This is a genomic window from Nesterenkonia xinjiangensis, from assembly GCF_013410745.1.
GTDB classification, from domain to species: domain Bacteria; phylum Actinomycetota; class Actinomycetes; order Actinomycetales; family Micrococcaceae; genus Nesterenkonia; species Nesterenkonia xinjiangensis.
In genome coordinates this window covers 2,308,805-2,327,413 of sequence record NZ_JACCFY010000001.1, presented here as the reverse complement: position 1 = coordinate 2,327,413, position 18,609 = coordinate 2,308,805, and the positions used below count along the sequence as shown (strand labels likewise).

Annotated in this window: 18 protein-coding genes; 12 read left to right on the top strand and 6 right to left on the bottom strand. The window is 70.2% G+C overall.

Annotated elements, in window-relative coordinates:
- The first annotated feature begins 1 nt into the window (after position 1).
- Positions 2 to 1,285, top strand: a complete 1,284-nt coding sequence (locus HNR09_RS10560; RefSeq protein WP_179541995.1) for an aspartate kinase — start codon at positions 2 to 4, stop codon at positions 1,283 to 1,285.
- A 122-nt stretch (positions 1,286 to 1,407) separates the two neighbouring features.
- On the opposite strand, the gene HNR09_RS10555 is transcribed toward HNR09_RS10560, so the two are convergent.
- On the bottom strand, positions 1,408 to 1,980 hold the full coding sequence (locus HNR09_RS10555; RefSeq protein WP_179541994.1) for a GNAT family N-acetyltransferase: 573 nt from the start codon (positions 1,978 to 1,980) through the stop codon (positions 1,408 to 1,410).
- A gap of 281 nt (positions 1,981 to 2,261) precedes the next feature.
- Between HNR09_RS10555 and HNR09_RS10550 the strand changes: the two genes are divergently transcribed.
- A complete protein-coding gene (locus tag HNR09_RS10550) occupies positions 2,262 to 3,230 on the top strand; it encodes a 3-methyladenine DNA glycosylase (protein WP_218881922.1) in 969 nt (322 codons plus the stop codon).
- A 68-nt stretch (positions 3,231 to 3,298) separates the two neighbouring features.
- Positions 3,299 to 4,327 carry an NADP-dependent oxidoreductase gene (locus tag HNR09_RS10545; protein ID WP_179541993.1) on the top strand — a complete coding sequence of 343 codons (1,029 nt, stop codon included), beginning with the start codon at positions 3,299 to 3,301 and terminating at the stop codon, positions 4,325 to 4,327.
- A 14-nt stretch (positions 4,328 to 4,341) separates the two neighbouring features.
- On the opposite strand, the gene HNR09_RS10540 is transcribed toward HNR09_RS10545, so the two are convergent.
- From HNR09_RS10540 to HNR09_RS10530, 3 genes are all read right to left on the bottom strand, one after another.
- Complete coding sequence (locus HNR09_RS10540; protein ID WP_179541992.1) at positions 4,342 to 5,001, bottom strand: NADPH-dependent F420 reductase; 660 nt, start codon at positions 4,999 to 5,001, stop codon at positions 4,342 to 4,344.
- A 103-nt stretch (positions 5,002 to 5,104) separates the two neighbouring features.
- Positions 5,105 to 5,887: an SDR family oxidoreductase gene (locus HNR09_RS10535; protein ID WP_179541991.1), complete on the bottom strand. Its 783-nt coding sequence runs from the start codon at positions 5,885 to 5,887 to the stop codon at positions 5,105 to 5,107.
- Positions 5,888 to 5,974: 87 nt separating this feature from the next.
- Positions 5,975 to 6,586: a LysE family translocator gene (locus HNR09_RS10530; RefSeq protein ID WP_179541990.1), complete on the bottom strand. Its 612-nt coding sequence runs from the start codon at positions 6,584 to 6,586 to the stop codon at positions 5,975 to 5,977.
- A 222-nt stretch (positions 6,587 to 6,808) separates the two neighbouring features.
- Here HNR09_RS10530 and HNR09_RS10525 point away from each other — a divergent pair, with 222 nt between their 5' ends.
- The 6 genes from HNR09_RS10525 to purL all read left to right on the top strand — a co-directional run bounded on the left by HNR09_RS10525 (position 6,809) and on the right by purL (position 13,236).
- Positions 6,809 to 7,846: an ABC transporter substrate-binding protein gene (locus tag HNR09_RS10525; RefSeq protein ID WP_246348793.1), complete on the top strand. Its 1,038-nt coding sequence runs from the start codon at positions 6,809 to 6,811 to the stop codon at positions 7,844 to 7,846.
- A gap of 31 nt (positions 7,847 to 7,877) precedes the next feature.
- Positions 7,878 to 8,903 (top strand): FecCD family ABC transporter permease, encoded by a 1,026-nt coding sequence (locus HNR09_RS10520; protein WP_378939227.1) that lies wholly within the window; start codon positions 7,878 to 7,880, stop codon positions 8,901 to 8,903.
- Positions 8,900 to 9,688 (top strand): ABC transporter ATP-binding protein, encoded by a 789-nt coding sequence (locus HNR09_RS10515; protein ID WP_179541988.1) that lies wholly within the window; start codon positions 8,900 to 8,902, stop codon positions 9,686 to 9,688. Before HNR09_RS10520 ends, HNR09_RS10515 begins: the two co-directional genes overlap by 4 nt.
- Positions 9,689 to 9,872: 184 nt before the next feature.
- Positions 9,873 to 10,124, top strand: a complete 252-nt coding sequence (gene purS, locus HNR09_RS10510) for a phosphoribosylformylglycinamidine synthase subunit PurS (protein WP_179541987.1) — start codon at positions 9,873 to 9,875, stop codon at positions 10,122 to 10,124.
- Positions 10,124 to 10,915, top strand: coding sequence for a phosphoribosylformylglycinamidine synthase subunit PurQ (gene purQ / locus HNR09_RS10505; RefSeq protein ID WP_179541986.1), 792 nt, complete (start codon positions 10,124 to 10,126; stop codon positions 10,913 to 10,915). Before purS ends, purQ begins: the two co-directional genes overlap by 1 nt.
- Complete coding sequence (purL, locus tag HNR09_RS10500) at positions 10,912 to 13,236, top strand: phosphoribosylformylglycinamidine synthase subunit PurL (RefSeq protein ID WP_343047518.1); 2,325 nt, start codon at positions 10,912 to 10,914, stop codon at positions 13,234 to 13,236. Before purQ ends, purL begins: the two co-directional genes overlap by 4 nt.
- A gap of 135 nt (positions 13,237 to 13,371) precedes the next feature.
- Here the strand turns inward: purL and HNR09_RS10495 are convergent, their stop codons facing one another.
- Both HNR09_RS10495 and HNR09_RS10490 read right to left on the bottom strand, forming a co-directional pair.
- The gene (locus HNR09_RS10495) at positions 13,372 to 14,400 is read right to left on the bottom strand and encodes a universal stress protein (protein WP_179541985.1); all 1,029 of its coding nucleotides are present in this window, start codon (positions 14,398 to 14,400) and stop codon (positions 13,372 to 13,374) included.
- Between the two features lie 69 nt (positions 14,401 to 14,469).
- Positions 14,470 to 15,318, bottom strand: a complete 849-nt coding sequence (locus HNR09_RS10490) for an aldo/keto reductase (RefSeq protein ID WP_179541984.1) — start codon at positions 15,316 to 15,318, stop codon at positions 14,470 to 14,472.
- Positions 15,319 to 15,507: 189 nt separating this feature from the next.
- On the opposite strand from HNR09_RS10490, the gene HNR09_RS10485 reads away from it, so the two are divergent.
- The 3 genes from HNR09_RS10485 to HNR09_RS10475 are packed head-to-tail and all read left to right on the top strand — an operon-like array spanning position 15,508 to position 18,541.
- The gene (locus tag HNR09_RS10485; protein ID WP_179541983.1) at positions 15,508 to 16,131 is read left to right on the top strand and encodes a biotin transporter BioY; all 624 of its coding nucleotides are present in this window, start codon (positions 15,508 to 15,510) and stop codon (positions 16,129 to 16,131) included.
- Positions 16,128 to 17,360 (top strand): class I adenylate-forming enzyme family protein, encoded by a 1,233-nt coding sequence (locus HNR09_RS10480; protein WP_179541982.1) that lies wholly within the window; start codon positions 16,128 to 16,130, stop codon positions 17,358 to 17,360. Before HNR09_RS10485 ends, HNR09_RS10480 begins: the two co-directional genes overlap by 4 nt.
- Positions 17,357 to 18,541 (top strand): thiolase family protein, encoded by a 1,185-nt coding sequence (locus HNR09_RS10475; protein WP_179541981.1) that lies wholly within the window; start codon positions 17,357 to 17,359, stop codon positions 18,539 to 18,541. Before HNR09_RS10480 ends, HNR09_RS10475 begins: the two co-directional genes overlap by 4 nt.
- Positions 18,542 to 18,609 lie beyond the last annotated feature (68 nt).

Sequence of the window (18,609 nt, the reverse complement as noted above, 5' to 3'; positions counted from 1 at the left end):
CATGAGCTTGATCGTCCAGAAATACGGCGGGTCGTCGGTAGCCGATGCCGAGAGCATCAAACGCGTCGCCCGAAGAGTGGTGGAGACCAAGCGCGCCGGCCACCAGGTCGTCGTCGTGGTCTCCGCGATGGGTGACACCACCGACGAGCTGCTCGACCTGGCGGCCGACATCACTGCCGCCCCTCCCTCGCGAGAGATGGACATCCTGCTGTCCTCCGGCGAGCGCATGTCCATGGCCCTCCTGGCCATGGCGATCCACGAGCTGGGTGAGTCCGCCCAGTCCTTCACCGGCTCCCAGGCCGGCATGATCACCGACGCGATCCACGGCAAGGCCCGCATCATCGAGGTGAGCCCGCAGCGTGTCCAGGAGTCCCTGGACGCCGGCCACGTCGGCATCGTCGCAGGCTTCCAGGGCATGAGCCGCGAGTCCCGGGACATCACCACCATGGGCCGCGGCGGCTCCGACACGACCGCCGTCGCCCTGGCCGCCGCGCTGCACGCCGACGCCTGTGAGATCTACACCGATGTCGACGGCGTCTTCACCGCGGACCCACGCGTGGTGAAGACCGCACGAAAGATCGACGAGATCTCCAGCGAGGACATGCTGGAGATGGCGGCCGCCGGATCCAAGGTGCTGAACCTGCGGTCGGTGGAATACGCGCGGCGCTTCGGCGTGAAGCTTCACGTGCGGTCCTCGTTCAGCCAGCTCGAAGGAACCTGGGTCATCCCCGACCCGTCAGACGTGATCACCATCCAGGAAGGTGAACCCTTGGAACAGCCCATCATCTCCGGAGTCGCCCACGACAGCTCCGAGGCCAAGCTGACCATCACGGGGGTCCCCGACATCCCCGGGAAGGCCGCTGAGATCTTCAACCTGATCGCCGAGGCCGGCACGAACATCGACATGATCGTCCAGAACGTCTCGGACGAGACGAAGACGACCAACATCTCCTTCACCCTGCCGGCCGATGACGGGCCGAAGTCCACCGAGATCCTGCAGGCACATCAGGAACGTATCGGCTTCGAGTCGCTCGCCTACGACGAGCAGGTCGGCAAGGTCTCGCTGATCGGCGGCGGCATGCGCAACCACCCGGGCGTCTCGGCGCGGTTCTTCACCGCACTGCGCGACGCCGGCATCAACATCGGCCTGATCTCCACCTCGGAGATCCGCGTCTCGGTCATCACCGCCGCAGCGGACCTGGAGAAGGCCGTCTGCGCGATCCACACCGCATTCGGCCTCGACGCCGACCAGGAAGCCACGGTCTACGCCGGCACCGGCCGCTGAGACTGACCGACCCGGCTCCGTGAGCGATGGCTCCGGGGTTTGGGCCCTTATGAGCGCTTCCAGCGCCCCATAAGGGCCCAAACCCCGGAGCCATCGTCATCTGCGGAGCAGCAACGCCGGGATCACTCCACGGCCCGGGCGACTTCCTCGTCGGCGAGCTCCCGGTCGGAGTAGATCAGCCGGACGGCGTCGGGATCCGGATTGCCGGCGTCGGGCCCGCGGTGCCTCAGCACCAGACCGACCTTCTCCGCCACCCGGGCAGAGGCGCGGTTGTGCTCCAGCAGGTAGGCGATGATGGGCAGCTGCGGCCGTGCCGCACGGGCGGCGGCGAGGCCCGCGCGGGCCACGTCGGTGGCGTGGCCTCGCCCGTGGGCCTCTGCGGCGAACCGGTACCCCAGGTTCCAACAGAATCCGCCGCGGACCGCACAGCCGCCGTGGCCGAGCATCTGACCGGAGTCCGAATCACGGACAATCCACTGCCCCAGTCCGTGATCCTGCCAGGACCGTCGCCACAGGCTGAGCAGCTCGTGGGTCTGCCCCTGCTCCGTGTGACGTGCGCTGGGCAGGTGCGTCCACACCCGAGGGTCGGAGTAGATCGCATGGAGTTCCGTGAGGTCGTCCTCGGCGGGACGTGCCAGGAGCAGGCCTGGGGCGAGGGTCTCTGCGGCGGCCACAGGCCGGGGTTCCGTGCTCATGGACGCACTCTACGACGAGGCTCTGACGAACAGCGGAGGGCAGGGCCCGTGCCCGATTCGCGGCTGAGAAACACTCAGGCGGCAGGAACTCCCCCGTGGGGGATCCTGCCGCCTGAGCGTATGGTGCGAGATACGCTCCTGATTCTAACTCAGGACTCAGCCTAAGGTCAGCAGCTGTCCGGTTTAGGGCTCCCACCTGGACATCGGCTCCGCGCCGAAAGAAAGGGATCTGAGATGACGCGCCCGTCGTCGTGCCGGACGCGGTATCCTGACACGCGCCCATGACCACCTCCCCCACGCGGACCTCCGCCTCCGCCCCTCCCCCCGCGCCGACCAGTCCCGGCACGCCCGTGGGCCACCGCGTCCTTCCCGCCGACGAGCACCGTGCCGCCGCCGAGGCCCACCAACGGCGCGTGGCACGCTACACCAGCGGGTTCCTGGGGCGTCGGCACGCCGGGAAGACGCACCCAGTGGAGGACTTCCTGTTCACCTACTACTCCCACTCACCCGGGCAGCTCTCCCGCTGGCATCCGGGCGTGGGCGCGGTCCTACAGGGAGCCGGTGCCTCCGAGCAGGCCGGGTGGCGCTTCTACACGACGGTCGACGACGGCTCCCCCGAGGGCGCCGCGGGCCTCGACGTCGTGCGCTTCCGCCGAGAACGGGACTCGATGATCGGGTTCGCGCGCCGTCTGCTGAGTGCGACGGCGGCACGGCCGGCGCAGCTGGGCTGCTTCGGCCTGCACGAGTGGGCGATGGTCTACCGCTCAGTGCAGCATGGGCAGCGCCACGACCAGGTGCCGCTGAGGCTGGGCGCCGAGGGCACCGATGAGGTCGTGGAGTCGCTGAACATCCGTTGCACCCATTTCGACGCCTACCGGTTCTACACCCCCTCCGCGAAGCCGCTGAACACGCTGAGCCCCACCCGAGAATCACAGGTGGCCCTGGAGCAGCCAGGGTGCCTGCACGCGAACATGGACCTCTACAAATGGGCCTATAAGCTCATCCCGGCGGTGGGCAGCGATCTGCTGATGGACTGCTTCGATCTGGCCTGGCGGATCCGCGAGCTGGACATGCGGGCCTCCCCCTATGATCTCGCCGACTGGGGCTATGCTCCGGTGCCGATCGAGACCCCGGCGGGACGCGCCGAGTACGCCCGCGCGCAGAAGGGGTTCTCCGAGGAGGCGCAGCTGCTGCGTGGGCGGCTCCTGGATGTGCTGGACGTGGTGGACGCCCTGGCCGGGGACGTCTGAGGCGGGAATACCGACGGCCCGATGCACGCTGAAGCGCATCAGGAATCCCGTTCGGAAAGGCTTCACCCATGACTGACACGAGCACCTCCCCGTCCACGAGCACCCAGGTCCAGCTCGTCCGCCGCCCCACCGGGCGGCCGGTGCCTGAGGACTTCCGCACCGTGCAGATCGAGCTGCCGCCGCTGGGCGTCGACGAGGTCCGCGTGGCCAACGAGTTCCTCTCTGTGGACCCCTACATGCGCGGCCGGATGAACGACGTCAAGAGCTACATCCCACCCTTCGCCCTGGACGAGACCATGACCGGCGGCGCCGTCGGGCGCGTCGTGGAGTCCCGCGCCGAGTCCCTGCCGGTGGGCACCCCAGTGCGGCACATGCTGGGCTGGCGGGACGTCGCCCAGGCCGAGGCTGACTCCTTCAGCCCGGTGGAGGAGATCCCCGGAGCGTCGCTGTCCGCGCATCTGGGGATCCTGGGCATGACCGGGCTGACCGCCTATGTGGGTCTGACGGCCATCGCCGATGTGCGCGAGGGGGACACGGTGTTCATCTCCGGGGCCGCTGGCGCGGTCGGCTCCGCCGCAGGGCAGATCGCCCGCCTGCTCGGCGCCTCCCAGGTGATCGGCTCCGCCGGTTCGGCGGAGAAGGTCACCGTGCTGACGGGGAAGTACGGCTACGACGCCGCGATCAACTACAAGGACGCCCCGGTCCGCGACCAGCTGCCCGAGCATGTCCCCGACGGCGTCGACGTCTTCTTCGACAATGTGGGCGGAGACCACCTGGAAGCAGCGCTGGACGTGATGAACGACGGCGGCAGGATCGCCCTGTGCGGGGCGATCGCCAGCTACAACGCCGAGCGGCCGGCCCCCGGCCCGGACAACCTGGCTAACCTGATCACCCGCGGGCTGCGCATGCAGGGCTTCACCTTGGGCGGGTACGTCGACCACGCCCCCGAATACCAGCGGCGGATGGCCGAGTGGTTCCCGGCAGGGGACATCCCCCAGGACGAGACCGTGGTGGACGGGATCGAGAACGCCGTCGAAGCGTTCCTCGGCATGATGGACGGTGCCAACATCGGCAAGATGCTGGTGCGCACCGTCTGATCATCCGCGACCTCTCAGGCGTCGGCGAACACTCGCTGGCACTCGGCGGCGAGCAGCGCGCGCATCTGCACGGCGGTGTGCCTGCCGTTGAAGATCTCTGTGCCGTTCTCGAAGGACCTGCCCGCGGCCAGCGGGCCGGCGTCGACGGCGTCATAGCCGAGGCTGTCGACGAATCCGGCGACCAGCGCCTTGGCGTCCTCGTGGTCCGAGGCGATCGCCAGCGCGCGACGGTTCGGGTCATCGGCTGCGTGGGAGTCGACCTCCAGGTCGCCGTAGCCGATGTGGTTCAGGGTCTTGACCAGACGCACCTGGCCCATGAACTCCTCGATGACCTCCGAGGTGGAGCGGGCGCCGTCGAACTCCTCCATGAGGCCGTCCACCGGGGCCCAATAGTTCATCGTGTCGATGACCACGTGGCCCTGGAGGACCGCAGTGTCGATGCTGCGGTACTTGTGCAGGGGGACGGCCACGATGATGAGGTCTGCGCCGCGCAGGTCCTGCCGGTCCACCGCGGTGGCTCCCGGGACGATGACCTCGGTGAGCAGCCGGATGTCCTCGGCCGGGCGACCGGTGGCGATCTTCACCGCGTGTCCGGCGCGGACGGCCTGGCGTGCGACAGCAGTGCCCACCCGGCCGGCGCCGAGGACACCGATGGTCAGCGGCTGTGACGTCATCTCGTGCTCCTGAGGGGATCGAAGAAAGTATTTTCAATTTGAAGTAACGGGTCGGGTGCCGCTTTTGTTCCCGGGGCGCTCGCCCCGGGCCCCTGGCTCAGCTTCAGCTGACCGGCTGCTCGGCCAGCCACTGCTCGAACGTCATGGTGGCGACCACGTCGGGCGCCGTCGGGATGAGGCTGCCATCGCCGAGCGGAGTGCGCCCCATCGGGACGCGAAGCACCCGGGCCGCCTGCCGCGTACCGGCGTTGACCCGGGACGCGGCCCGCGCCAGGTCGATTCGCTCGGGCCCGCAGACCTCCACCGTAGGCGGGGGTACGGTGCTGAGCGCCTGCTCCGCGACGACGTCTGCGGCCTCTGCTGCGGCCAACGGGCGGGAGACCATCCCCGGCACCACAGCAACCGGCCCCAGCCGGATCTGTTCGAGGAACGCTGGCAGCAGCTCGTACCACTGGGTGGTGCGCACGATGGAGACCCGGCCGGCCGCCGAGGGCGCGTCCCGGTACACCTGCTCCTGGATGGACTTCGCCTGGTAGTACCCCAACCACCGGTTCACGCGGGGCTCCCAGCAGTTGACGATCGACACGCACACGATCCGGGGCAGCGCCCCATCGCGGGTGGTCTCATCGCCCAGGGCGGCGACCACGTTCTCTGCGGCTGCGCGGAAGAACCGGACCGCAGGCCCCGCAGTCAGGGAGGGCCGGTTCAGACAGTCGACGACGACGTCCGCCCCCTCCAGGGCCTGTCGCAGAGCCCGCGCATCCAGGACGTCGACGCCGTCGGCGCGGCTGACCGGCACCACCTGATGACCTGCGTCTTCGAGCCTGGCACGCACCAGGTTCCCCATGACTCCCCCGGCTCCCAGGACGGCGATCCGCTGCGGCACTCTCGGCTCCTCTGTTCGGCGATGACCTGCTCCGAACACTCTCGGCCACCGCCGGCGCGCGGAGCGAGGGCTGCCGCCCGGCTCAGCTCACTGCAGCGCCACCCGCAGACTGAGTCCACCCAGGGCCAGGCCGGTGACCGAGTCCAGCACGCGGCGCACACGGCGGCGCTGCAGCCATCTCGAGGCGCTGTCGATCAGCAGGGTCAGCACCACGAGCTGGATCAGCCCCAGCACCGGCATGGTGCCGGCCATCAGCCCCAGCGCCCAGAGCGGCATCTCCGGAGTCATGAACTGGGGGAACAGCGCCAGATAGAACATCAGCACCGCAGGGTTGGTGATGTTGGTCAGGAAGCCCTGCCGGTAGCCGCGCGCGGACACGCCGCTCTCCGCGAGCGTGGCGGTGTACTGCCCCTGCCAGGCCGAGCGCAGCGCCTGCAGCGCCAGCCAGGCCAGGTAGGCCACACCGATCCAACGGACGGTCTGCAGCACCGGCTGGGACTGGGAGATCAGCACGCCCAGCCCGGCGGCGGTCAGCACACCTTGGATCGCAACGGCGGTGGTGACTCCCAGCGCAGTGGCGACCCCACCGCGCCGCCCGCTCATGAGGGCGTTCTTCAGCACGACGGCGGTGTCCGAGCCCGGGGTGATGATCACCAGGGCGGCGATCAGCAGGAAGCTGACGTAGGCGCTCCATTCCATGGGTGCCAGTATGCCCCTCCTTGGCCCCTCGTGCAGCGAGACGACGCCGTCCGAGCTAGCGGGCCCTCGGCATCGAGCAGGCCACGGGCCACACGCCTCACATCCATCAAACATTCAGGTTTGACGTATTCCACTAAGGTCCGGCTAAACTCACGCTCTGGCATGGCCTCTGCCGCCTGCCGCCCACGTCGAGCACCCCGGGAGCAGTCCATGAGGATCCAGATGATCACGAGCGTCGCCGTCGCAGCGGCCCTGGCGGTGACGATCACCGGCTGCGGACCGTCCGAGCCGGTGGCCGAGACCGATACGGGACAGGACACCACCGCTGAGGGCTCCACCGAGTACCCGCTGACACTGGAGAACTGCGGCCGGGAGATCACGGTCGAAGCCCCGCCGGAGCAAGTGGTCTCCCTGGACCAGAACTCCACTGAGATCCTGCTGTCGCTGGGCCTGGAGGAGCGGATCGTCGGCACGGCGTCCTGGACGGACCCAGTGCTTCCCGCACTGGCCGAGGCCGAGGAGGACGTGCCTCGCCTCTCCGACGACGCCCCCACCTATGAGGTCGTCCTCGACACCGATCCAGACCTCATCACCGCGTCCTTCGGACGCCACTTCACCCAGGAGGGCGGGGTGGCGTCCCGCGAACGCTTCTCCGAGACCGGCATGGAGTCCTACCTTTCCCCCACAGACTGTGAGGACGGCACCTCCATCAACGGGGGCGGCAGCCGCACACGGATGCTGGAGGTCGAGACGCTCTACTCCGAGATCCGCGAACTGGCCGAGATCTTCGACGTCCCGTCCCGTGGTGAGAAGCTGGTGGAGGACCTGCAGGAGCGTGCTGACGACGCCCTCGACGGGGTCGACGCGGACGGCCTCACCGTCGCCTTCTGGTTCGCCGACACCCGCACCCCGTACATGGCCGGCGGGTACGGCTCCGCCGCTCGCCTGGCGGAGATGTCGGGCTTGGAGAACGTGCTCGCCGACACTCCCGACGACTGGCCCGCCGTCGGCTGGGAGACCGTCGTCGAGAAGGACCCCGACGTGCTCGTGCTGGGTGACCTCCAGCGCGCCCGCTTCCCCGGAGACCTGCTCGAGGACAAGGTCGAGTTCCTCGGATCGGACCCGCTCACCAGAACCCTGGACGCCGTCGAGGAGGAGGACTACATCGCGCTGCACGGTGCGGAGATGAATCCTTCGATCCGGTTCGTCGACGGCCTGGAGAAGGTCAGCGAGTTCCTGAAGGAGCGGGACGCTGAGTAGCATCGCTGCTCCGCCGGCCACCGGGCCCACGCTGCGTGCACGCGCCGCGGTCACCGGGACGACGCTGACCCTGGCGGGGCTGACGGTGCTGGCCCTCTCCATCGGCGTCGCCGTCACGCTCGGGCCCGCCGACGTCTCGCTGGTCAACGTCCGCGACATCGTCCTCAACCATCTCGCGGGCGCGCAGATCCCGGTGCGTCCCTCCGAGGACGCGATCGTCTGGCAGGAGCGGCTCCCCAGGGCCCTGGTCGCGGCGGCCTGCGGTGCGGGCCTAGGCCTGTGCGGGACCATCATGCAGTCGCTGCTGCGCAATCCGCTGGCCGACCCCTACGTGCTGGGCGTCTCCTCAGGTGCCTCCACCGGAGCCGTCCTCGTCGGGGTCCTCGGCCTGGGAGGCGCCGCATTAGGTCTCTCCGGCGGGGCCTTCCTCGGCGCGCTCATCGCCTTCGCCCTGGTGCTGACGTTGGCGCGGATGGCGGGCGGAGGGCATGACCGGGTGGTGCTCGCCGGGGTGGCCAGCACCCAGCTCTTCTCGGCGGTGACCTCGCTGATCGTCTTCGCGTTCGCCGACTCGGACGGCACCCGCGGGATCATGTTCTGGCTCCTGGGATCCCTGGAGGGGGTGCGCTGGCCCGACGTCATGCTGTGCACGGCCGTGGTGCTCGCCGGCACGCTGATCTGTCTGCGCTGCGCCCATATGCTGGACGCCTTCGCCTTCGGCGACGAAGTCGCGGCCTCTCTGGGGCTCTCTGTGCGCCGGGTGCGCCTGGGCCTGCTGCTGCTGACCGCGCTGTTGACCGCCACGTTGGTCAGCGTGGCGGGCGCGATCGGATTCGTCGGGCTGGTCCTCCCGCACGCGGCGCGGCTGCTGGTCGGCACCCGGCACGTCCGGCTGGTCCCGACGACAGCGGTGCTGGGGGCCATCTTCATGGTGTGGGTCGACGCCGGCTCACGGATCGTCTTCGCCCCGACTCCGCTGCCGGTCGGGGTGGGCACGGCGCTGGTCGGGGTCCCGGTGTTCATCGTCCTCCTCGCACGTCGCCGGAGGGCCGCATGAGTCTGCACGCCGAGAACGTCAGCTGGACCCGCGGAGGCTCCCTGGTCGTCGACGGGGTCACGCTGCGCCCCGCCCCGGGGGACACCGTGGGACTGCTGGGTCCCAACGGGTCGGGCAAGTCCTCCCTGCTGCGCCTGATGCACGGGATCGTGAAGCCGTCCTCGGGAGCGGTGCTGCTCGACGGCGAGGAACTCGCCTCGGTGCCGCGGCGTCGGGTCGCCCGCACCGTCGCGGTGGTGGGTCAGCATGCGGAGACGGACACGGACATCCGCGTGGAGGATGTGGTCCGGCTCGGCAGGATCCCGCACCGCGGCGCCTGGGGCGGGGATCCCTCCGCCGACGCCGAGGCCGTCGCCGACGCGCTGGAGCACACCGGGCTGCAGGAGAAGGCGGACCGGCTGTGGCACACCCTCTCCGGTGGCGAGCGGCAGCGGGCGCAGATCGCCCGGGCGCTGGCCCAGCAGCCCAGTGAGCTGCTGCTGGACGAGCCCACCAATCACCTGGACATCCGGCATCAGCTCGAGCTGCTGAGCCTGGTGACGCGACTGCCGCTCACCTCCGTGGTGGCCCTGCATGACCTCAACCTGGCCGCGATGTTCTGCGACCAGCTCGTGGTCCTGCAGCAGGGAGCGGTGGTCGCCGGCGGCGCGCCGCACGAGGTGCTCACGCCCGAGCTGATCGCCGCGGTGTACGAAGTCGAGGCCGAGGTGCATCATGACCCCGGCCGCGGGCGGGTGGTCGTCTCCTTCGAACCGACGGCGGCGCTCACCGGGGCCCGCGGCTGACCCGGCCTCGAGGCCGCTGGACAGCCGGTAGACTGGGTCGGCAAGCTCGCGGAGCGCCTGTGTCCGCCGTCGTCCTCACGACGGCGTCTTCGGGCGTGAGACGGCATCTGACCGCTGCGCCCCGGCAGGGCCCCAGTGCTGTCCGCGGGCACGTTCACCCGCATACAAGCACAGGAGAGACCCCATGCCGCGCATCGTCGTCGAGGTCATGCCCAAACCTGAGATCCTCGACCCGCAGGGCAAAGCCATCGCGTCTGCCCTCCCCCACCTCGGCTTCGAGGACTTCTCCGCGGTCCGCCAGGGGAAGCGATTCGAGCTGACCGTCGAGGGCGAGGTCACCGACGAGGCCCTCGCGCAGGCTCGCCGGGCCGCGGAGGAGATGCTCTCCAACCCGGTCATCGAGGACGTCGTGGACGTGCGGGTGGAGGAGTCCTGATGGCAGAGACGCCCCTGATCGGCGACCTCGGCGCCTCCCCTGCCGGCGCAGCACTGGACGGCGCCCGCATCGGCGTCGTCACCTTCCCCGGGACCCTGGACGACCGCGACGCCGCCCGGGCGGTCCGCCTCGCCGGCGGTCACGCGGTGCCCCTCTGGCATGCCGACGACACGCTCGCCGAGGTGGACGCCGTCGTCGTCCCCGGTGGATTCTCCTACGGCGATTATCTGCGTGCCGGGGCGATCTCCCGCTTCGCCCCGCTGATGAGCCGCCTGACCGAGGCGGCGACGGCGGGCACCGGCGCTGCGCTGCCGGTGCTGGGCATCTGCAACGGGTTCCAGATCCTCACTGAAGCTCACCTGCTGCCGGGCTCGATGATCAAGAACGACCACCTGAAGTTCCGCTGCGCCGATCAGGTGCTCCGCGTGGAGAACACCTCCACCGCCTGGACGAGCCAGTTCACCGCGGACGAGCTGATCACCGTCCCGCTGAAGAACCAGGACGGCCAGTACGTCGCCGACGAGGACACCCTCGCCCGGCTGGAGGGTGAGGGACGCGTGGTGTTCCGCTACGTGGGCGCCAACCCGAACGGCTCCCGTCATGACATCGCCGGCATCAGCAACGCCGGAGGCAACGTGGTGGGCCTCATGCCGCATCCGGAGCACGCGGTGGAGGCCGGCTACGGCTCCGAGGACTCCACCGGCATGCGCAACGGCACCGACGGGCTGACCGTGTTCACCTCCGTCCTCTCTTCCCTCGCCGGATCCGACGCTGCAGGAGACTCCAAGTGAGCGAATTCAACATCGACACCGTCGAGCACGCCGCCTCGACCCCTGAGACCCAACTCCCCTGGGCCGAGCTGGGCCTGAAGGAAGACGAATACGCCCGCATCCATGAGATCCTCGGGCGGCGTCCGACGGCGGCGGAGCTGGCGATGTACTCGGTCATGTGGTCCGAGCACTGCTCCTACAAGTCCTCCAAGGTCCACCTGCGCCAGTTCGGTGAGAAGGTCACCGAGGACATGAAGAAGGACCTGATGGTCGGCATCGGGGAGAACGCCGGGGTGACCGACCTGGGTGACGGCTGGGCCGTGACCTTCAAGATCGAATCGCACAACCACCCCTCCTATGTGGAGCCCTACCAGGGTGCGGCCACCGGCATCGGCGGCATCGTCCGCGACATCATCTCCATGGGTGCCCGCCCGGTGGCGGTGATGGACCCGCTGCGTTTCGGCGACATCGACCACCCCGACACTCGACGCGTGCTGCCGGGCGTGGTCTCCGGCATCGGCGGCTACGGGAACTCCCTGGGCCTGCCGAACATCGGCGGGGAGGTCGTCTTCGACTCCGTCTACCAGCAGAACCCGCTGGTCAACGCCCTGGCGGTGGGCGTGATGCGCCATGAGGACCTGCGCTTGGCCAACGCCTCCGGCGTGGGCAACAAGGTGGTGCTCTTCGGCGCCCGCACCGGCGGTGACGGCATCGGCGGCGCCTCCGTGCTGGCCTCAGAGTCCTTCGACGACACCAAGCCCTCGAAGCGTCCGGCCGTGCAGGTGGGCGACCCGTTCTCCGAGAAGGTGCTCATCGAGTGCTGCCTGGAGCTCTTCCACGGCGAGCTCGTCGAAGGCATCCAGGACCTCGGTGCGGCAGGCATCTCCTGTGCCACCAGTGAGCTGGCCTCCAACGGCGAGGGCGGCATGCACGTAGAGCTGACCGATGTGCTGCTGCGCGACCCCTCCCTGACTCCGGGCGAGATCCTGATGTCCGAGTCCCAGGAGCGCATGATGGCCGTGGTCACCCCGGCCAACGCCGAGGCCTTCGAGCAGGTCATGGCCAAGTGGGATGTGGAGTACTCCTGGCTGGGCGAGGTCACCGACACCGGTCGGCTGATCATCGAGTGGGACGGCGAGACCATCGTCGACGTCGACCCGCGCACCGTCGCCCATGACGGCCCCGTCTACGAGCGTCCCTATCAGCGTCCCTCGTGGCAGGATGCGCTGCAGGCCGACACCTTCCGCTCCTCCGAGCCCGGCAGGGCCCTCCCGGACAACGGCGAGGAGCTGGGTGCGGCGGTCGTGGAGCTGATGTCCTCGCCGAACATGGCCGACACCTCCTGGATCACCGACCAGTACGACAGGTTCGTGGGCGGCAACACGGCACTGTCCCAGCCGGACGACGCCGGGGTGGTCCGCGTGGACGAGACCACCGGCCTGGGCGTGGGGCTCTCCACCGACTGCAACGCCCGCTACACCTACCTCGACCCCTACACCGGGGCGCAGCTCTCCCTGGCCGAGGCCTACCGCAATGTGGCCACCTCGGGGGCCATCCCCAAGGCCGTCTCGGACTGCCTGAACTTCGGCTCCCCGGAGGACCCGGAGGTCATGTGGCAGTTCGCCGAGGCCGTGCGTGGTCTGGCCGACGGCTGCCAGGAACTGGGCATCCCGGTCACCGGCGGCAACGTCTCCCTGTACAACCAGACGGCGGGCCGGGCCATCCACCCGACCCCGGTGGTGGGGGTGCTGGGCAGCTTCGACGACGTCGCCCGCCGCACCCCCTCGGGCTTCCAGCGCTGGGCCGACGGCCAGGCGATCTACCTGCTGGGTGTGACCCGCGACGAGCTGGACGGCTCCGAGTTCGCCCGGCTGCGGGGACACCTCGGCGGGGTGCCCCCGCTGGTGGACCTGGCGGCGGAGATGACGCTGGGCGAGATCCTCATCAACGCCTCGCGGGACGGCATGATCGACGCCGCCCATGACCTCTCCGAGGGCGGCCTGGCGGCGGGACTGGCGGAGATGAGCCTGCGCTTCGGCGTCGGCTCTCGGGTGGCTGTGGACGGGATCTGCGAGCGCGACGGCGTCGACTCCTTCACGGCGCTGTTCAGCGAGTCTCAGGCCCGCGCCGTCGTCGCGCTGCCCCGCTCCGAGGAGGTGCGCTTCACCGACATGACCACCGCCCGGGGCTTCGCAGCCCTGCGGATCGGCGTGGTGGACGCGCAGTCCGGGACCATCGAGGTCGCCGGACCGTTCGACGGCGGCTCGTTCACTTTGGGGATCGATGAGCTGCGCGAGGCGTGGAGCTCGGTCATCCCCTCACGGTTCGCCGCGGAGGTCTGAACCTCCCACCCCCAGCATCGAGTGGCCACGAATCACGGCATCTGGGAACTCGACACGGCGTGTCACCCCGGAGATCCCGTGATTCGTGGCCACTCGGCGTCTTGGGACGTCCTCTCGACCCGTCACCCGCAGAGCTCAGCGCTTGTGCATCCGACGGTGGTCCCCCACATCCGCGCCACCCTCCTGGGAGACGATCATCAGAGGGCCCTGGGCGTGGTGCATCGTCGAGGAGGAGGTCGAACCCACCAGCATGCCGACGAATCCGCCGTGCCCTCGCGTCCCGACGACGGTCAGCTGGGAGGTCTTGGAGGCCTCCACCATCACTGTCGCAGCGGCGCCGTCGACGACGGATATCGAGACATCCACCTCTGGACACCGTCCCCGGAGCCAGGTGGCGTCCTCCTCCAGCTGACCGGTGAGCTGGTCACGCGCCTCCTGCACCTGTGCCTCCAGCGGAGCCCAGGTCATCACATCTGCCGCCATGGGCGGCAGCGCGCTCAGCAGCCTCAGGGGAACGCCGAGGGATTCGGCCCAGGCCGCCGCTTCCAGGGCGGCGACCAGACTGTGGGCCGACCCGTCGACGCCCACCGACACCGGTGCCTGAGGGTCCGGCTCCGCGTCGCCGGCATCTGTGGAGTGGGGGACTATCACCACGGGGCAGTGCGACCGCGACGGCAGGCTCGCGGAGGTGGAACCCAGCAGCATGCCGGTGAATCCTCCGCGCCCCCGAGTGCCCACGACGATGACGTCTGCGTTTCTGGAGTGGTGGGCCAGCGCCTGCCCCGCCGGACCACGCTCCACGGCGGTCCTGACGTCACCGCGTGCGGCGTCAGCCGTGGAGAGCGCGCGCCGCAGGATCTCCTCTCCCTCATGCTTGAGGGCCTTCTCATCCACCACTGGCTGACCGTAGGAGGCGGCGTTGATCGCATAGGGGGACATCGTGTAGGCGAACACCGCGGTGAGCGGCACGCCCCGGGCCGAGGCGAGGGCGGCTCCCAGCCGCAGCGCGCGGTCTGCATGGGGCGAGCCGTCGACGCCGACGACCACCCCCTGTCGGGTGCCCTGAGCATCGTCCGGCAGGTGTTCTTCAGTGGTGGCGTTCATCTCCAGCAGCTCCTTCTCTCGGGCCACGGCGATCGAGGTCACCGCAGTCGTCCCGAGCATAGGCTCGTCCCACCTGGACCACCAGGGTCACCGTGCCTCGATGGAGAGCGAGGAGGGCCGGCCCGCGGCTCAGAACTCCTCGTATACGGCGGGGTCCTGACCCTTCAGCCGGCCGTCCTCTCGGGCCAGCGCGGCGATCCGGCCCAGCTGCTCCTGGGTGAGCTCGAAGTCGTAGAGCGCCAGGTTCTCCCGCTGACGAGTGAGGTCGGCCGACTTCGGCAGGGGGATGGTGCCGCGCGTCAGGTGCCAGCGCAGGATCACCTGCACCGGGCTGCGGCCGAGCTCCTCGGCGATCTTCGTGACCACCGGATCCTGCTGCAGCTGAGAGTTCCGGCCCACCGGACTCCAGGCCTCGACGGCGATCCCGTGCTCGTGGTTCCAGGCGATGTCCTCGTCCTGCGGGAACCAGGGGTGGATCTCGATCTGGTTCACGCTCGGGGTCACGCCCGTCTCCTCGGTCAGCCGTGTGAGGTGCTCGGGCAGGAAGTTGCTGACCCCGATGGAGCGCAGCAGCCCCCTCTCGCGGAGCTCGATCAGTGTCTGCCAGGCCTCCACATAGGTGTCCTGCTTCGGGTTGGGCCAGTGGATCAGGTACAGGTCGAAGTGGTCCAGGCCTGCTCGGTAGAGGGACTCCTCCACAGCCTCCACCGCCTGATCGTGGCGGTGGTAGCGGCCCGGCAGCTTGGAGGTCACGCGCAGCTCGTCGCGGGGGATCCCCGAGGCGACGATGCCGGCACCGACCGCCCCTTCGTTCTCATAGTTGTAGGCGGTGTCCAGCAGCCGGTAGCCGGAGCGGATGCCGGCTGCGATGGACTCCGCGCCGGCGGTCCCGCGCAGCTGGTAGGTCCCGAGCCCGAGCTCAGGCAGGGTGGTGCCGTCGTTGAGGGTGCGGTGCGGGACAAGGGTCGTCTCAGTCATGCGCTCAAGCTCCTTCTCAAGCCGGGACGGGGCGGGATGTTCAGCCCCGCCTGTCCCATCCTGCCACTCCCACCCTGCCGCTGCCACGCTGTCCGGGACCTTCCGGGGGCAGAGGGACTGCTAGCATTTGAACACTGTTCAACTCAGCGAGGTGGTCTCGGTTCAGCCGGACCCAGGAGGAGCCGCACCATGGAGACACTGGATCACACCGCCACCGGTGGCCGCACGTCCGCCCCGAGGGCGACGGCGCCCACCGCCTCGGCCCGAAATCTGGCCCAGATCGCCATGTTCGCCGGTCTGATCGCCGTCCTGGGGCTCCCCGGAGCCATCCCGGTGATGGGCATGGCGGTGCCGGTCACCGCTCAGACGCTGGGGGTGATGCTGGCCGGAGCCATCCTGGGCCCCTGGCGAGGCGCCGCGGCGGTGATCGTCTTCAACACCGTGGTCGCCATGGGGCTGCCGCTGCTGGCCGGAGGACGCGGCGGTCTGGGGGTCTTCTTCGGCCCCAGCGCCGGGTACCTGGTGGGCTGGGTGGTCGGCGCCGCCGTCATCGGGCTGATGGTCCACGGGCTGCGCCGCACAGGCCGGACCCGCCCCACCTGGCCCCGGGTGCTGCTCGGGTGCCTGCTGGGCGGCATCGTGGCCATCTACGCGCTGGGCATCCCGGTGCAGGCGCTCGTCACCGGGCTCGGCCTGCAGGAGACCGCCCTGCTCGCGGCGGCGTTCCTCCCCGGGGATCTGCTCAAGGTGCTGCTGGCCACCCTGGTGACCCTCTCGCTGCGCCGCGCCTACCCGCAGGCCTTCGACCGATGACGACGCCGAGCGCAGATGCCCACGGGCGCGCCGCGCCGCCTCCTCCCCCACGGATCCGACCCCTCCGCGGAGAGGACCACACCGTCGTCCTGCAGGCCGCGCTGAGTGCCCGGGCCGCAGGCCAAGTGCCGCTGGTCGGTGATGCCCGGTGGACCGAGGGTCACTGGGACGCTGTGGTCGCCGCCGTCGGGTCCGCCGATCTGCCGGCTGAGGCGGCCTGGACGGCCTTCACCTCGGGCAGCACCGGCCGGCCACGGGTTGTGCTGCGCAGCGCCGTCTCCTGGGAGGTCTCCTTCCCGGTGGTCGATGAGGCCCTCGACGTCGGCGCCGGGGACTCGGTGCTCATCCCGGTGCATCCGGTCTCCTCGATGGCGCTGTATGCCGCCGCCCATGCCGACTCCCGCGGCCTCCGCTGGAGCACGCCCGCCGGCGCCCGACTCCGCGCGGCGGACCTGGTCGGGCCCACGCTGCTCCACGGCACTCCCACGCATCTGCAGGATCTGGTCGCGCTGCTGGAGAACGGGGCACGGAGCAGCCTGCGGGCGGTGCTGATCGGCGGGGCGCGGGTCGACGAAGGACTGGCGGCCCGCGCCCGAATGCTGGGGCTGCAGCTGGTCAGCTATTTCGGTGCCGCGGAGCTCTCCCTGGTGGCGATGGACCATGGGAATGGGCTCCGCCCGGTGCCCGGCGTGGACGTCGAGGTCCGGGATCACGAACTGTGGGTCCGCAGCGAGCAGCTGGCGCTGACCACGATCGGTGAGGGCGGGTCGCTGCGACGTGACGGCGACTGGGCCACGGTCGGCGACCGAGCTTCGCTCTCCGAGGACGGGGTGATCCACCTGCACGGACGTGCCGACGACGCCATCCTCACCGGAGGTGCCACGGTCATCCCGGCCGACGTCGAGACCTGGCTGGAGAGCCTGGACGAGGTCGACGCCGCCCTGGTGCTCGGCGAACCGCATCCCGTGCTGGGGCGGCTCGTGGTGGCCTGCGTCGAACCGACTCCCGGGGTCGCCCTCGATCCCCGGGCTCTCGAGTCGGCGGCCCGAGGCGCCCTCACTGCAGCTCAGCGGCCGAGGAAGTGGAGGATCGTCACCGAGCTGCCCCGCACCGCCTCCGGGAAGGTCCGTCGCCTCACCCCGGAACAGGCCTTCGCCCTCCCCCAGGCCCCGGCACCGACCCTGGCACCACCCCCGACGGTCTCCTCCGTCGTGCGGGAGCGCCCATGAGCATCACCGGCGCGCGGCACAGTGCGGCCATCGGCGAGGCAGCCATCGGTGAGGCAGCCACCGGCGAGGTGGCCCTGGTGTCGGGGCTGCGCACGCCGATCACCGGACGCTCCCGCGCGCTGGCCGCCTTGGATGCCCATGAGCTGGCCGGCCACGTGCTGGCCGGTGTCGCCCGCGCCTCCGCGCGCGTTCCGGAAGCCGTCGTCCTGGGCAACTGCACCGGCCCGGGCGGGAACCTCGGGCGGGTCGCCGCGCTGGGCGCCGGTTTCGGGCAGACCTGCGTGGGCTGGGGTGTGGACGCCCAGTGCGGCTCCGGTCTGGTGGCGGTGATGCAGGCGGCCGATCACGTGCGCCGCACCGGGGAACCGGCCGCGGCCGGCGGAGTGGAGAGCCCCTCCATGGCACCTCAGCGGCTGAAAGACGGCACGCCGATCCGCCAGGCATCGTTCGCTCCCCCGGGATTTCCTGATCCGGACATGACGACGGCGGCAGATGACCTCGCCGCCGTCCGCGGCATCACCCGGGGTCGGCAGGAGGCCTTCGCGCGGCGCAGCCACGAGCTGGCGCTGGCCTCCGGTGCGCTGATCCATGCAGAGACCCTCCCCCTCCAGGACGCCGACGACGACGGCCCGCGCCGCCTCTCTGCCGGGACCCTGGCCCGTTTCCGCCCCCTGCTGGACGCGCCCACGGCGACCGTCACCCCGGCCACCGCCGCCCGCATCGCCGACGGTGCGGCGGCGGTGATGCTTCTCCCGGCGAATGAGGCCCAGGGTCCGCATCTGGTGATCCGGGGGCAGTCTCTCGTGGGCGGGGATCCTGCGCTGCCCGGACTGGCCGCCGCTCCCGCGGTGCATGCCGTGCTGGCACAGGCTGGCGCCGTCGTCGGGGATCTGACCGCTGTGGAGGTGGTGGAGGCCTATGCCTCCCAGGCTCTGGCCACGTTGGATGATCTCGGCCTGGCCGGAGGCACGGGTGAGGGCGACGTGGAGGATGACGTGGACCCACGGGTCAATGCGGCAGGCGGGGCACTGGCACTGGGGCATCCGTGGGGTGCCTCTGGGGCGGTGGTGCTGGTGCGGCTGCTGCACCGACTCATGGAGTCCCCGCCGGGGGCCCTGGGCGTGGCCACGTGCGCGGTGGCCGGCGGAATGGGGGCGGCCGTGCTGGTCGAACGGAGGTGATCGTGCTGTCACCGACCCGGGGTCTGGCCTGCCTCAACGCCGACGCCAACTGTTTCAGTGCGTCGTGC

Coding starts and splice junctions, on each gene's coding strand:
- HNR09_RS10480 (WP_179541982.1), top strand. CDS start 16,128: ATGACGACGCCGAGCGCAGATGCCCACGGGCGCGCCGCGCCGCCTCCT.
- HNR09_RS10555 (WP_179541994.1), bottom strand. CDS start 1,980: ATGAGCACGGAACCCCGGCCTGTGGCCGCCGCAGAGACCCTCGCCCCA.
- HNR09_RS10495 (WP_179541985.1), bottom strand. CDS start 14,400: ATGCTCGGGACGACTGCGGTGACCTCGATCGCCGTGGCCCGAGAGAAG.
- HNR09_RS10530 (WP_179541990.1), bottom strand. CDS start 6,586: ATGGAATGGAGCGCCTACGTCAGCTTCCTGCTGATCGCCGCCCTGGTG.
- HNR09_RS10525 (WP_246348793.1), top strand. CDS start 6,809: ATGATCACGAGCGTCGCCGTCGCAGCGGCCCTGGCGGTGACGATCACC.
- HNR09_RS10475 (WP_179541981.1), top strand. CDS start 17,357: ATGAGCATCACCGGCGCGCGGCACAGTGCGGCCATCGGCGAGGCAGCC.
- purQ (WP_179541986.1), top strand. CDS start 10,124: ATGGCAGAGACGCCCCTGATCGGCGACCTCGGCGCCTCCCCTGCCGGC.
- HNR09_RS10490 (WP_179541984.1), bottom strand. CDS start 15,318: ATGACTGAGACGACCCTTGTCCCGCACCGCACCCTCAACGACGGCACC.
- HNR09_RS10560 (WP_179541995.1), top strand. CDS start 2: ATGAGCTTGATCGTCCAGAAATACGGCGGGTCGTCGGTAGCCGATGCC.
- HNR09_RS10540 (WP_179541992.1), bottom strand. CDS start 5,001: ATGACGTCACAGCCGCTGACCATCGGTGTCCTCGGCGCCGGCCGGGTG.
- HNR09_RS10545 (WP_179541993.1), top strand. CDS start 3,299: ATGACTGACACGAGCACCTCCCCGTCCACGAGCACCCAGGTCCAGCTC.
- HNR09_RS10485 (WP_179541983.1), top strand. CDS start 15,508: ATGGAGACACTGGATCACACCGCCACCGGTGGCCGCACGTCCGCCCCG.
- HNR09_RS10550 (WP_218881922.1), top strand. CDS start 2,262: ATGACCACCTCCCCCACGCGGACCTCCGCCTCCGCCCCTCCCCCCGCG.
- purS (WP_179541987.1), top strand. CDS start 9,873: ATGCCGCGCATCGTCGTCGAGGTCATGCCCAAACCTGAGATCCTCGAC.
- HNR09_RS10515 (WP_179541988.1), top strand. CDS start 8,900: ATGAGTCTGCACGCCGAGAACGTCAGCTGGACCCGCGGAGGCTCCCTG.